This window comes from Micromonospora sp. NPDC051006 (assembly GCF_044456245.1).
GTDB lineage: Bacteria > Actinomycetota > Actinomycetes > Mycobacteriales > Micromonosporaceae > Micromonospora.
Genome location: NZ_JBITFP010000005.1, coordinates 279295 through 291901, shown reverse-complemented (window position 1 = coordinate 291901; position 12607 = coordinate 279295). Strand labels below are relative to the sequence as shown.

Below are 12607 nucleotides of genomic sequence, written 5' to 3'. Positions count from 1 at the left end.
CGCGGCGGGACCAGGGCGACGACCCGAACAGCAGCCCCGGCCGCGAGGCGGCGCTGCACCTCGGTCGTGCACCGGATACACCCGGGCTCCGATCCCCTTTCGCGGTCTCTTGCGCCCGTTCTACAACGTTGTAATACTCGTCTGACCGCCGCCACCCAGGGGAGGATCCGATGAGCGCCGACGTTCGTAACCCGCAGTCCGTCGAGATCGGGGAGGTCCCGGTGGAGGCACTCGGCGACCTTTACCGCGACGGGATCACCTCCTGCCGGGCCGCCTTCGCCGTCGACTGGGTGCAGCGGGTGGACGAGGACATCGACACCGCGTTCCGCGAGGCCCGCGCCCGGCCGGACGGCGCCGTCGGGCGCGGCCCGCAGCGGTGGTACGTGGAAATGCACCCGGAGCAGCTGCGAGGCTTCGTCGACCTGGTCACCCATCCGTGGGTGGTCGCGGTCAGCCAGGCCGTGCTCGGGCCCGAGTACGAGATCGTCGAGCTCGGCTTCGACATCCCATTCCCCGGCGCTGCCATGCAGCCGTGGCACCGGGACTTTCCGATGCCGCCCGACACCCGCCGGCAGCGGCGGCTCACCTCACTGGCCTTCAACCTGACCACGGTCGACACCGTGGAGGAGATGGGACCGTTCGAAATCGCACCGGGTACGCAGTGGGACGAGGGCGACGACTTCGACCATGCGATGTTCCCGCCCAAGGAGCGCTACTCCCGCTACCAGGCGCGAGCCGTACGCAAGTACCCCCGCCGCGGTGACATCTCCGCCCGCTCGGCGCTCACCATCCACCGGGGCACCCCGAACGTCTCCACGCTCGCCCGCCCGGTCCTGGTGCTCGGCGTGGACGAGCCCGGCGCGGGCAACGCCGGGCACCACGACATGGCCGTCACCCGGGAGTACTGGGAGAACCTGCCCGCCTCGGTACGCGCGCACCTGCGGTGCCCGGTGGTGGAGACGCTCACGCCGATCCGCCAGAAGCACACCATCGAGGGCCTGGTGATGGGCGCGGAGTGAATTCCGCGGCCGGGGGCCCATGACCCACAGTTGCGTTGTTCCTATCTACGCGTTGGCGCTCGGCTCATTGGCCATCACCCTCGAGCCAGCGCTCAAGGGCCTCGACATCGAAGTCGGGCTTCCGCCGCTCGAATGAGAAGGATTTACCCGAACCCGACTCGACGTGGGTTGCCGGCGTCTCCCCCGAGGCATGGACAAGGAGAAATAGCGCTTCCTGCCCCAGCGGCCCGGCACGGCCACATCCCTGAGTCACACTGGCGGAGAAGTCTAAGCCGCCGATCTCGGCGGCTCTCCGAAGCAGCGAGGGGACGATCGAGCAGTCGCGCCGATCGAGACCGCCCTGCAGAACGAGCGCCATAGCGAATGCGGACGTCACCAAGGCATCTCGTGAGTGGGCGCGAACGACGTGGCTCGCAGCGGACTCGATCCACGACAACAAGCTCCATGCATGTTCGTCGCTGAGTCCGCCGATGGCGGCGATCGCTGTGATCCAAGCCTGCGGAGCGTCCTCCAGCGAGCGCTCGATCTCGTGAAACCAGGCTTCCGGCGGGCTCTGCCGTAGGGCCTCGGGAGCCTCGTCGAGGAGCATGAGAACGTTCATGACGGAGGCGCCGAGCAGTCACCACGCCGGGTGTAGGTCCAGAACGTCAAGCAAGCGGGTCTCATATCAACGGGGCATACCACTGGGCGCCGGTGAGCCGGATCCGTCTTGACTGCTTGCGGTTCCACTCGACCCGCAGGCCGTGCCTGCGCAGCACCGGGAAGGCGATCTCGTCCAGCACCCGTTCCAGGTCGGCCTGGTAGCGGGCCTGCTGCTCGGCCTCCGGCAGGGCCGCGTAGGCGACCTCGTCGAAGTCCACCTCGGGATAGGCGCCATAGCCGAGGTAGACCTCGCCGTCCTCGCTCGCGAGCAGCGACTCCTTGTCCTGCTGGTGGAACCAGAGGTAGCCGTGCCAGTGCCGGGAGTCGTCCCGTTCGTCGTGGATCTCGGCGGCCGCGCAGGTGCCACAGCAGCTGAAGTTCTCTCTGGCCAACACACCGACCTCATTGAGTTCGGCGAACGCGATAGTGAGGTTGCTCCGCACCTCACCCCACTGACGCTGCTGCTCGCGCCGAGCAGCCAGTGTCTTCTCGTACGCCGCCCTGAGTTCCTCGTCGGTGGCGCCGTGACGCTCCTCGTCCTCGTCGAAGTAGTCGACGAAGTCGTCGGCGTCGTCGTGGCCGCGCACGACCCAGTCCCAGATCTCGTCCTCGATCGTCGTCCGGCCCGGCTCCGCGATCCGGTCGGTCAGGAACCTGACGCCCTCGGGGCGATCGTTGTAGATCCATCGCGTCACGGCGACGATCTTTACACGGGCCTCTGACAGCATGGGCCAGCCGGCATGGCGCCCGGCACTGCGTCCCACCTGGCGTGCCGAGCATGGCAGACAGCACAGCAGCCGGAACCTGGATCACCCGATGGTCATCCGTCAGCGTGGCGGCCAGCACCTGGCGCGCGGCAGCTGCGCCGTTAAGCTTTCTGATCAGCATGGCGCTCGCGTCAGCCATCGCTCAGCGGCCGGTCTGACGGACGGAACGTGGGCCGAAGGGACCAGCTGCGTCGCGGCGAGAGATTTCTCCGGGACCGTGTCGATCCGCGGGCCGCCCGTTCGACATGTGGCTGCGAGGGTCGAGAGACGGCCCCGCCGGATGAGGAGAACGCGATGCCGAAGTACATGCTGATCATGCGGGGCACCGATGAGACGAACGCGGCCATGATGGCTTCGATCGACGAGGCGATGGCCGCGACCGGCCGGTTCATCGAGGAGATGCTCAAGGCCGGTGTTCTCCTCGCGGCCGAAGGACTGGACGATCCGGGCCGGGGCGTCGTGGTCGACTTCAGCGGCGAGGCCCCGGTGGTCACTGACGGGCCGTACGGCGAGACCAAGGAACTGTTCGGGGGCTACTTCCTGCTCGATGTCGCCTCGAAGCAGGAGGCGGTCGAGTGGGCCAGGCGGGTCCCGGCGGTCCGCGGGTCCAAGATCGAGGTCCGCCGGGTGGCCGGGCACGACGAGGTCCCGCAGGACAGCGAGCGGATCGTCAAGGAACGGGCCAGGCGCGAGAGCAACGGCCAGATCTGATGGGTACGGCCGACGTCGAGGCCGTCTGGCGGATCGAGTCAGCGCGGATCGTCGCCGCGCTGACCCGGTTCACCGGCGATTTCGGGCTGGCCGAGGACGCGGCCCAGGAGGCGGTGGCCGAGGCGCTGGTGTCGTGGCCGCTCGCCTCTCCGGTCAATCCGGCCGGCTGGCTGATGGCCACGGCCCGACGACGGGCGATCGACGCGATCCGCCGCCGAACCGCACTCCAGGACCGGTACGCCCTGCTGGCGGCCGACCCGGCGGTCGCTGAAGAAGTCGACCCCGACAGGATCGATGACGACGTGCTGGCGCTGATGTTCGTCAGCTGCCACCCGGTGCTGTCCCCTGAGGCCCGGGTGGCGCTGACCTTGCGCGTGGTCGGCGGCCTGTCCAGCGAGGAGATCGCCCGCGCCTTCCTCGTACCCGTGCCGACCGTGCAGGCCCGCATCACCCGGGCAAAGAAGACGATCGCGGCGGCCGGGGTGCCGTTCGAGCTGCCGCCAGCCGTCGAACGCCGGGAGCGGCTGGGCGGCGTGCTCAGCGTCCTCTACGTGATCTTCACCGAGGGGTCGACGGCCACGTCGGGCGACCGGCTGCTGCGCCCCGACGTCGCGTACGAGGCGATCCGGCTGACCCGCACGCTGGCCGCGCTGCAGCCGGACGAGCCGGAGGTGCACGGCCTGCTCGCGTTGTGCGAGCTGACAGCCGCGCGCTTCCCGGCCAGGACCGGCCCGGACGGTTCGCCGGTCCTGCTCGAGGACCAGGACCGGCGGCGGTGGGACTTCTCGGCGATCCGCCGTGGGCTGGCCGCGCTGGCCAAGGCATCGACTCGCGGCCTCGGCCCCTACGGCCTGCAGGCGGCGATCGCCGCCACCCACGCGTCGGCACCCTCCGTCGAGGCGACCGACTGGGACCGGATCGTGGTGCTCTACGAGGCGCTCGGCCGGGTCGCGCCCTCGCCGGTGGTCGAGCTCAACCGGGCCGTCGCCGTGGCCATGGCCTCGGGCCCGGCGCAAGCCCTGGCCATGGTGGACGAGCTGATCGCCTCGGATCGGCTCCCCGGTTCGCATCTGGTTCCGACCGTACGCGGTGAGCTGCTGGCCCGGCTCGGCCGGCGACCGGAAGCGCGTGCCGAGCTGGAGCTGGCGGCCCGGCTCTGTGCCAACCAGCGCGAACGCTCAGTGCTGCTGCGCAAGGCGGCCACGCTGAGCTGACTTCTCCCAGCTCGGCCGGCGCCCAGGCTCAGCTACCGCAGCCAGCGCAGAGCGGCGTCGGCAGTGTCCTCGGGACTGCTGTTGAAGGCGATGGCCGCGCCGGGAGCATGGCGCCGGACAAGGTTCACCACCTTCTCGAAGAACTCGAGCAACGGCTCATGCTTGCGGATGCCGCCCCCGACCACCACGCAGGCGTATTCGTTCCGGGTCAGCGCCTCGACGATCGCGCCCTCGGCGTTCTCGTCGGGTGCCACCAGGCACATGTCGGCCTCGATGTCATGATCATCGAACCGCGCCTGACCGCGTGCGATCGCCGCCAGGACTGGCTCAGGATCCCAGCCCGGGATCCTGACGGGATCGAGACCGATCACGAGCACCCTTCCCGTTCTCATGCATCCTCCTAGTCCGACAGAGCTTCGTCAGAGCAGTTTGCGGCATGTGAGCTTGCGGGATCAGTCGCTGTCGCACGACTCGAGCCATTCGCGTACTGCTGAGAAATCCGCGTCGGTCAGGCCGACGTATGGGTCGACACGCTGCGGCAGCGCCCGCCCCGGATGATGCGTTGCGATCCACAGCCGGTCAGCAACGGTTATCTCGTCATCAAGCCACACGAAGGGTCGTCCGGCCGCCCACCGCGTCAGGACGATGATCTTCCAGTGCAGGCCGTGCGGCGGATCGCCGTCGCCGTCCGGCCATTCGACGACGGGCAGATCCGGAAGCCCGAGTCGCGGTGAGATGACCTCATTCGCCCCGACCATCCATGTCGTTGCCCAGACGAGTTGGCATCCCAACGCCAACAACCGACGACCGTCGTCCGGGTCGAGTCTGTCGAGCAGAGGATTACCGGTGTCGTTCACCGGCTGAGCGACGCCGCCCAGAGCAGGCTTCCGGCCCGGGTGCCGGACTTTGAACGGAATCAACGTTCCATCCACATCGAGGAAGACCAAGGGCGGGTCAGCGGAGCCGGGCATCACGCTCGAACCGTATCGGGCCCATGCGGGCTGGGTCAGGTGCGGATCTCCGCCTGGTACGGGGTTCGCTGCCCGACCGCCCGCGCCAAGGTCGTGAGCACTTGACCCTTGCGAGGTATCAGGGACGGCCGGTCAGCTCGGGCACGGCGGCGGCCTCAGTGGGCGACGTCGTAGACGAGCTTGGTGATGCCGTTGGCGTACGTCTCGGACTCGACCAGCTTCAGCATCTGCTTGTCCTTGTCGGTGTCGCTGAACATCCGCTTGCCGGCTCCGAGCAGCACCGGGTAGAGCAGCAGATGGTAGCGGTCGATCAGGCCGGCGTCGGCGAGGTTGCGGGCGAGGGTTGCGCTGCCGTGAATGAAGATCGGGCCGCCATCGGTCTCCTTGAGCTTCGCGACGTCCTCGAGGGAACGCAGGATCGTGATGTCGCCCCAGTTGTCGACGAGGGCGTCCTCGCCGAGGGTGGTCGAGACGACGTACTTCGGCAGATCCTTGAGGGCGGCGAAGTCCTCCATGTCCGGCCACAACGGCGAGAACGCCTCGTAGCTGGTCCGGCCGAACATCAGCGCGGTGGCCTCCTCGGTCTCCCGACCCTTGAGCTCGTACGCCTCGGGCCGGAACTCGATGTCCTTGAAGGTCCAGCCGCCGCTGCGGTGGTCCTCGGATCGGCTGCCGCCGCCGGGCGAGTCGACGACGCCGTCCAGCGAGACGAAGGCGGTGTGGATCAACGTACGCATCTTCGATGTCCCATCCGTGTGGTCTAAGTGGATGTCCTCAGTCTTCGGTGGTGGCATCCACACGGCCATGATTAGGCTCAGCCCTAATCGGAAGGAGCGGCTGCGTGATCCACCTGCACTTCACGGCGGCTGACCTGACCCGCGTACGCTTCGCCGCCTCGCCGCTCACGGAGACCGTCGCCAGCCTTCGTGCGCTGGCCGCCGGCAGGCAGGGCCGGCACCTGCACCGGCCCTGGATCGACAGGTTCGCCGAGCGATCGGGCCGGCTGCGCAAGCGCGACCTCGACCTACTGCGGGCGCTGGTGCGTCCGGAGGGCTACATTCCCGATTTCCTGGTGCCGCCGCCGGATCGCCGGTCCTCGACCTTCGCGGACGCGCTCGCCCGGATCGCCGACACCGATCCGGAGGTCGTGGCGCAGGAGTTGGCGCACCTGGCGGGCCACCGGGTCGCCCAGCAGGGGCCTGGGCGCGAAGGGCGGCAAGCCCTGCTCCAGGCGCTGCTCCAGCGGCCCGACGCGGGCATCGGGCCCGTCACCGAGGCGCTCGAGGCGTACCACCGGGTCGCGATCGCCCCCGACTGGCCCCGGATCGAGGCGTTGCTCAACGACGACATCGCCTACCGGCTCGATGCCCTCGCCGACGGTGGTGTCGACCGGATGATGAGCAACCTGCACCCGTCGGTCCTGTTCGCCGGCCAGACGCTGACAATCGTCAAGTACTACGAGGGACATGCCGACTGCGGCGGGCGCGGCCTGCTCCTCGTGCCGTGCGCCTTCGCCTGGCCGGACGTCCTGGTGCGGACCGCGCAGCCGGACTCCCCCAGCGTCTCCTACTCTCCGCGCGGCCTCGGCCGGCTCTGGGAGGAGCAGGAGCACCCCGCGCAGACCGGCTCGGCGCTCGCCGGCGTCCTCGGGCAGACCCGGGCCGCCCTGCTGGCCCAGCTGGACCTGCCGATGTCGACCAGCCAGGCCGCCACCCAGATGGCGCTCTCCGCGCCGACGCTCAGCGTGCACCTCCAGGCGCTGCGCGCCGCCGGGCTGCTCGCCTCGCGCCGGGCGGGCCGGCAGGTGCTCTACTCGCGGACCGAACTCGGCGACCGACTGCTCAGCGGGGCCGGCCGACAGGCCGACGCCTGACCTCCTGGGGAGGCCGAAACCCGATGAGCGGCGGGCGAGCCGCAACTGTGCTTGGGTGTGCGAATCTCAGCCGAGGCTGAGGCCGTGCTGCTCAAGGGCGGCTTGGAGGATTCCGAGCGCTTTCGGTCCCATGCCGTGCAGTTCGGCCAGGTCCGATCGGGGGATGCCCGCGAGTTGCCGCAGGGTGGTGTACCCGGCGCCGTGCAGGGCTCGGGTCGCCGGCGCACCGATCTTCGGAAGCGCGTCCAGAGACGAGTCCATCTGCCGATGCTAACCCCGCCAGCTCCGCCATCCGACGCACCCACCGGCGCACTGTCAGGATCAGTACATGGCGAACGTCTGGTCCGGTGTCACGATCGACTGCCGTGATCCCGAGCGGGTAGCCCGATTCTGGGGTGGCCTGCTCGGTCGGAAGCCCGGGCCGTCGCAGGAGGGCTGGGTCTACCTGGGCGAGCGGGGTGACCCTCAGCCGCGGCTGGTTTTCCAGCCAGTGCCGGAGCCCCGACTAGGTAAGGTGCGGATCCACCTCGACGTCTCCGTCGACGACATCGACGAGGCCATGATGATGGTCGTCGGTCTCGGAGGCCGGTTCACCGGTGAACGGCACGACTATGACGAGGGTGTGGTCGTCGTCATGGCCGACCCGGAGGACCACGAGTTCTGCCTCGTGCAGTACTACGGCTGACGGGGGCGTACAGGGGGCGCGCTCATCGACCAGACTTGCGGTGGAACGCGGGGGAAGCGAAGCGCGCCAGCGGGTTCCAGCGGCTGGCACCCTGTTCGTACGATCGCCTGGTAGGCGTGGGAGGTCGTCATGTCGGACGAAAATCGAGCGGAGAAACCGAAGCTTCCGCCGCGCTGGTTCATCCGGTCGGCCTGGTGGGTGCACCGGCGCCTGTACCGGGTCTCCGGCGGCCGGGTCGGACTCTGGCGGCCCCGCGCCAACCGCTGGGGCACCCTGCGGCTGACCACCACCGGGCGCCGCACCGGCCAGCAGCGCAGCGTCATCATCGCGTACCTGGACGACGGGCCAAACCTGTTCACCCTGGCCATGAATGGCTGGGGCGAGGGTGAGCCCGCCTGGTGGCTCAACCTGCAGACGCATCCGGATGCGACCGTCGACATGGTCGGCGGGCGGCGGCTGGTACGTGGACGCGCCGCAACGGGCGACGAGCGGTTGCGGCTGTGGGCCCGCTGGCGCGAGATCGACACGAACCTCGACGCCTTCGCGGCGCTGCGGTCGTCCGAGACCGCGGTGGTGGTCCTGGAGCCCCGGAAACGAGATGCCGCACCGTGAGCCTGCCCGATGTGTCGGAACTGCGCGAAGGCTCACGTCGGCGAGCCGCAGACCGACCCCGAGGGCCCGTGATGACCCGCGTGGAAGATCTCGCCGGTCCGAACGGGCTTCTCTTGCGCCACTACCGGCCCTGCGAGCAGGCGCGGCCGCTGATGGTGTTCGCACACGGCGGCGCCTTCGTCCTCGGTGACCTGGACACCCATGACCGGACCTGCCGCCGTATCGCCGATGCCTGCGATGTCGAGGTGCTGGCCGTGGACTACCGGCGCGCGCCCGAGTATCGCTACCCCATCGCCACTGAGGATGTGGCGGCGGTGCTGCGCTGGGCCCGGCCCTTCGCGGTGGCCGGAGATAGCGCGGGCGGCTACCTGGCCACCATGGCCTGCCTGCGGCTACGGGACGCGGGTGATGTCCTACCCGCCGTCCAGGTCCTGATCTGCCCCAACACCGATCTGACGCTCTCGCAGCCCAGCATCGCGGAGAAGGGGTCCGGCTACGCGCTGGACGCCGACTTCCTGACCTGGGCGATCTCGCAGTGGACTCCCGATCCCGCCGACCAGACGCTCGGCAGCCCGCTGCTGGTGGCGGACCTGCGCGGCATGCCGGACGCCCTCATCGTGACCGCCGAGCACGACGCGTTGCGCGATGAGGGCAACGCCTATGGGCAGCGACTGGCGCACGCCGGGGTACGTGTGATCCACCGGCAGGAGCCCGGACTCGAGCACGGCTTCATCCAGGACATGGATTTGACCTCCCCAGCGGCGGCCGCCGCTCACGACCGGCTGTTCGACGACATCAAAACCCTGATCCACGGATGACACCCGATCTCGACGGGCTCGGCCGCTACAGCTTCACCGCGTCCGGCTCGCGCCAAGGGCTGCTGCCCTGACACGACCCGGACGCGGTTGAGCTGGACGACGGTGGCGAGGACCGCTGTGGTCGTCAGTCCGCTGGTCGGGTCTTCCGCGCCGCCTCGCGGTCGAGGGCGGCGACCTCTCGTACGGCCTCGGCGATGGCCGGGAAGCCCTTGCGCAGGATCGCACCGTGGTTGCTGGCGAGCTTCGCGCTGATCTTGATGTTGGGGTTGCGGACGATCACCGTGTCGAGGCTGGCGCGTATCCGTTCCTGCTCATCACCGCGGCTTCCGAACGACGTCCCCGAGGCAACCACGTACCGCACCGGGACGGTGATGTTGTCCAGCACGGGGCCCAGCTCGCGCTCGCGGGAGATCACGCCGATCTCGATGTTGCTGTTCGCCTGCTGCTCCGCGGTCATCCGCGGGGTCAGGCCCGTCGGGCGCAGCAGCGGCAGGAACCAGCCCATCCGCCGGAACAGCTTCCGGATCCGCTGCTCCATCGCCTCGTCGAGCCAGTCGTGCGGGAACGCGCCGTCGACCAGGACCGCGCCCACGGTACGGTCCGGATTCCGGCTGGCCCAGTGCGACGCGACGAATGCTCCGTAGGACCAGCCCACCAGCAACGCCCGGTCCACGCTCCGGGCCGCGAGAACGGCATCGACATCCCGGACGGCGGCGTCGAAGGAGTAGTCCGCCGAGCGCTTCGACTTGCCGCGAGCCCGCTCGTCGTAGGTGATGTGCCGCCACCCCGTCCCCAGCTCGGCGATGACCCGCCGCCAGTACCCCTGAGTGGCGAACTGGCCGTTGAGGTAGACCACCGGGACACCGGGACCGCCGGTGTCGGTGACGGCCAGGGCCGTGTCGTCCACCGGCACCATGCCGGTCCACTTCGAACTGGTCGAGGAAGTGCTCTTCTTCGTCATGTTCTCCACCTGGTCGGGTTGGGCGTCTGGTACGACTTCTCCGGGCCCTGCACGTGGATCGCAGGGCCATCGGGACGGGCGGCCGCGTCGTCGGCGAGGACCGACAGGATCTCGATCGCGGTGGGCCCGGCCCGATGGTCCTGGTCCTGCCTCGTCAGAGGCTGCGGGCGCTGATGTCGCCGTGGGAGGTGGTGGCGCGGATGTCGAGTTCAGCGGTTCCATCGTTTTTGAGGGCGTTGCTGACGCGGCCGTAGCCGGTGCCGGCGTCCAGTGCGGCCGAGACACCGGCGGCGGCGACGATCGAGATGTCGCCGGACTGGGTGCTGAGCACGACCGCGCCGCGCACGGCCTCGGCGATCCGGATGTCGCCCCGCGTGGTGCTGATCTCCGCCGGGCCGTTGAGCCGGCCGACCTCGACGTCGCCGTCGATCGCCGCGAGGCGGACGCTCGCCGCCTCGTCGATCTTGGTCTGTCGGTACGCCCCTTCGAACGCGACGTCTCCGAGGCGGCCGACGCCGCGGAGCTCGCAGGCGCCGGTCTTGGCCTCGACGTGGGAGCCGGCGGGCAGCTGGACGGTGACCTCCAGGGATCCGGAGGGGCCGAAGAGCTGGTTCTGGGGGGTGCGGATACGCAGCACGCCGTCGGCGTAGTCGACGGTGGTCTGCTCGGCGGTCTTGACGTCGCGGCTCTTGGAGCGGTCGGCGGGCAGGACCTCGACGGTGGTGTCGGCCCGGTCGGCGGCGATGAACTGGATGCGTCCGGCGGGGATGGCCAGGACGGCGGAGATCGGGGCGGGGGTGTCGAACTTCTGCATCGCGCTCTCCCGTGCTCGCTTGGTGTTTCTGACACCGGAAAAGCTACGTTGCTTTCCAGAATGCGGCAACACATTCGTTGCGCTGATGTGGTGTCTATGCAGGTCAAGATGCTGCAACTGTTGCAACGGCTCTGAATGCAACGCAACGACGAGGCTCCGAACGTTGCAATGGATGAGCGTGAACGCTATCTTCTGAGGGTCAGAGACCATCAGAAGGATCACCAAGGAGATCGTGATGCCGGGAGGCAGGCTCACCCAGCAGGAACGCCAGCAGATCGCGCTGGGGCTGGCCGACAGCCTCCCCTACGCCGAGATCGCCCGACGCCTCGACCGGCCCACCTCGACGATCACGCGTGAGGTGATGCGCAACGGTGGCCCCACCGCCTACCGCGCCGACCTGGCCCACCGCGCCACCGAACGTCGCGCTCACCGGCGCCGGCCCGCCTCGTCCCGAGGACCGGAGTCGCTCCCTCAGCCGCACGGACGCGACGCCGAGGCCGTGGCCGAGTACGAGGAGACGCTCACGACCGTCCTCATGGCTTCAGGCCTGACCAAGATGACAGCCCGGGTGCTGACCTGCCTGTTCACCACCGACGCGGGCAGCCTCACCGCGTCCCAACTCGCCCAGCGCCTCCAGGTCAGCCCGGCGTCCATCTCGAAGGCGATCGCCTTCCTGGAGGGCCAGAGCCTCGTCCGCCGAGAACGCGACGAACGCCGCCGCGACCGCTACGTCGTCGACGACGAACTCTTCTACCAGGCGACGATCGCCAGCGCCCGATCCAACGACCAGCTCGTCGAAACCGCACGCCAAGGCGTCGCCGTCCTCGGCCCGCACACCCCCGCCGCGACCCGCCTGGAGAACATTGCTCGGTTCCTCGACTTCATCAGCGAGAGCGTCACCCGCGCCGCCGAACAGGCCCGCGAAGTCCTCCACACCAGACCCGCAGCAGCCTCAAACGACATCACCCAGCGAGGCGCAGACCACGGCTAGGCGATCCCGCAACTGCACCCGGCGAAAGACGCCCGCGGCCGGACGGCCGCCCGACCCCGTGGTCCGGGCGAGCGTCCGGCAGTGGCGCGGTGTCACTCGCAGAACACCTGCACCTTGGCGTCGGGCTGGTCGACGTCGACGGTGACGTCGTCGAGCTGGTCGATGAGCTCCTCGATGTGCTGCGGCTTGAGCTGGGTGAGATCGATCGGCACCCCTGACTTGTTCAGCTCCGAATTGGCCTTGGTGAGCGCCTGCGGAGGAATAAGGCTCGTGAGCCGGACCCCGGCGCGCAGCAGCTGCAGCGGGACTCGGATGTTGATCCGGCCCGGCCCGTCGAAGTCGTCCTCCGAGTTGACCACCACGCGCAGGTACTTGGGTCGAGGTTTCGGACGGGACGCGGCTCCCGGCGGCGACTCGGGCTGCTCCCGTGTGAGGGCGTCGATCAGCCGCTCGGCCTCATCCGCGGTGATCTTGCCCTCGGCCAGCATCTCCAGGACCTGGCGGCGCTGCTCGTGCATGGTCGCCCCTC

Annotated in this window: 17 protein-coding genes; 8 read left to right on the top strand and 9 right to left on the bottom strand. The window is 69.2% G+C overall.

Features of this window, described 5'->3' with window-relative positions; genetic code table 11:
* Positions 1-170 precede the first annotated feature (170 nt).
* Complete coding sequence (locus ACIBBA_RS12095; protein ID WP_396696380.1) at positions 171-1019, top strand: phytanoyl-CoA dioxygenase family protein; 849 nt, start codon at positions 171-173, stop codon at positions 1017-1019.
* Between the two features lie 64 nt (positions 1020-1083).
* Here the strand turns inward: ACIBBA_RS12095 and ACIBBA_RS12090 are convergent, their stop codons facing one another.
* Together ACIBBA_RS12090 and ACIBBA_RS12085 are read right to left on the bottom strand one after the other, a co-directional pair.
* Positions 1084-1608, bottom strand: a complete 525-nt coding sequence (locus tag ACIBBA_RS12090) for a hypothetical protein (RefSeq protein WP_396696378.1) — start codon at positions 1606-1608, stop codon at positions 1084-1086.
* Between the two features lie 73 nt (positions 1609-1681).
* Positions 1682-2356 carry a DUF6891 domain-containing protein gene (locus tag ACIBBA_RS12085; protein ID WP_396696376.1) on the bottom strand — a complete coding sequence of 225 codons (675 nt, stop codon included), beginning with the start codon at positions 2354-2356 and terminating at the stop codon, positions 1682-1684.
* Between the two features lie 366 nt (positions 2357-2722).
* Between ACIBBA_RS12085 and ACIBBA_RS12080 the strand changes: the two genes are divergently transcribed.
* Both ACIBBA_RS12080 and ACIBBA_RS12075 read left to right on the top strand, forming a co-directional pair.
* Positions 2723-3139: a YciI family protein gene (locus ACIBBA_RS12080; RefSeq protein WP_396696374.1), complete on the top strand. Its 417-nt coding sequence runs from the start codon at positions 2723-2725 to the stop codon at positions 3137-3139.
* On the top strand, positions 3139-4353 hold the full coding sequence (locus tag ACIBBA_RS12075; protein ID WP_396696372.1) for an RNA polymerase sigma factor: 1215 nt from the start codon (positions 3139-3141) through the stop codon (positions 4351-4353). The genes ACIBBA_RS12080 and ACIBBA_RS12075 overlap by 1 nt, the downstream gene beginning before the upstream one ends.
* A 32-nt stretch (positions 4354-4385) precedes the next feature.
* Here ACIBBA_RS12075 and ACIBBA_RS12070 read toward each other — a convergent pair whose 3' ends face one another.
* The 3 genes from ACIBBA_RS12070 to ACIBBA_RS12060 form a co-directional block, all read right to left on the bottom strand.
* The gene (locus ACIBBA_RS12070) at positions 4386-4745 is read right to left on the bottom strand and encodes a hypothetical protein (protein ID WP_396696370.1); all 360 of its coding nucleotides are present in this window, start codon (positions 4743-4745) and stop codon (positions 4386-4388) included.
* Between the two features lie 60 nt (positions 4746-4805).
* The gene (locus ACIBBA_RS12065; RefSeq protein WP_396696513.1) at positions 4806-5324 is read right to left on the bottom strand and encodes an HAD domain-containing protein; all 519 of its coding nucleotides are present in this window, start codon (positions 5322-5324) and stop codon (positions 4806-4808) included.
* 155 nt (positions 5325-5479) lie between these two features.
* Positions 5480-6061: a dihydrofolate reductase family protein gene (locus ACIBBA_RS12060; protein ID WP_396696368.1), complete on the bottom strand. Its 582-nt coding sequence runs from the start codon at positions 6059-6061 to the stop codon at positions 5480-5482.
* A 104-nt stretch (positions 6062-6165) separates the two neighbouring features.
* Here ACIBBA_RS12060 and ACIBBA_RS12055 point away from each other — a divergent pair, with 104 nt between their 5' ends.
* A complete protein-coding gene (locus ACIBBA_RS12055) occupies positions 6166-7197 on the top strand; it encodes a DUF5937 family protein (protein WP_396696366.1) in 1032 nt (343 codons plus the stop codon).
* A gap of 66 nt (positions 7198-7263) precedes the next feature.
* Here ACIBBA_RS12055 and ACIBBA_RS12050 read toward each other — a convergent pair whose 3' ends face one another.
* Positions 7264-7458 carry a DNA-binding protein gene (locus ACIBBA_RS12050; RefSeq protein WP_396696364.1) on the bottom strand — a complete coding sequence of 65 codons (195 nt, stop codon included), beginning with the start codon at positions 7456-7458 and terminating at the stop codon, positions 7264-7266.
* A 67-nt stretch (positions 7459-7525) separates the two neighbouring features.
* On the opposite strand from ACIBBA_RS12050, the gene ACIBBA_RS12045 reads away from it, so the two are divergent.
* The 3 genes from ACIBBA_RS12045 to ACIBBA_RS12035 all read left to right on the top strand — a co-directional run bounded on the left by ACIBBA_RS12045 (position 7526) and on the right by ACIBBA_RS12035 (position 9312).
* Positions 7526-7882: a VOC family protein gene (locus ACIBBA_RS12045; protein WP_396696362.1), complete on the top strand. Its 357-nt coding sequence runs from the start codon at positions 7526-7528 to the stop codon at positions 7880-7882.
* 129 nt (positions 7883-8011) lie between these two features.
* A complete protein-coding gene (locus ACIBBA_RS12040; protein WP_396696360.1) occupies positions 8012-8494 on the top strand; it encodes a nitroreductase/quinone reductase family protein in 483 nt (160 codons plus the stop codon).
* Positions 8495-8565: 71 nt separating this feature from the next.
* Positions 8566-9312 (top strand): alpha/beta hydrolase, encoded by a 747-nt coding sequence (locus ACIBBA_RS12035; protein ID WP_396696358.1) that lies wholly within the window; start codon positions 8566-8568, stop codon positions 9310-9312.
* A gap of 124 nt (positions 9313-9436) precedes the next feature.
* Here the strand turns inward: ACIBBA_RS12035 and ACIBBA_RS12030 are convergent, their stop codons facing one another.
* Together ACIBBA_RS12030 and ACIBBA_RS12025 are read right to left on the bottom strand one after the other, a co-directional pair.
* Entirely contained in the window at positions 9437-10273 is an 837-nt protein-coding gene (locus tag ACIBBA_RS12030; protein ID WP_396696356.1) for an alpha/beta fold hydrolase, read from the bottom strand.
* A gap of 154 nt (positions 10274-10427) precedes the next feature.
* Complete coding sequence (locus ACIBBA_RS12025; protein WP_396696354.1) at positions 10428-11309, bottom strand: DUF4097 family beta strand repeat-containing protein; 882 nt, start codon at positions 11307-11309, stop codon at positions 10428-10430.
* 13 nt (positions 11310-11322) lie between these two features.
* On the opposite strand from ACIBBA_RS12025, the gene ACIBBA_RS12020 reads away from it, so the two are divergent.
* A complete protein-coding gene (locus ACIBBA_RS12020) occupies positions 11323-12078 on the top strand; it encodes a helix-turn-helix domain-containing protein (RefSeq protein ID WP_396696352.1) in 756 nt (251 codons plus the stop codon).
* A gap of 92 nt (positions 12079-12170) precedes the next feature.
* Here ACIBBA_RS12020 and ACIBBA_RS12015 read toward each other — a convergent pair whose 3' ends face one another.
* Entirely contained in the window at positions 12171-12596 is a 426-nt protein-coding gene (locus ACIBBA_RS12015) for an SHOCT-like domain-containing protein (RefSeq protein WP_396696350.1), read from the bottom strand.
* Positions 12597-12607 lie beyond the last annotated feature (11 nt).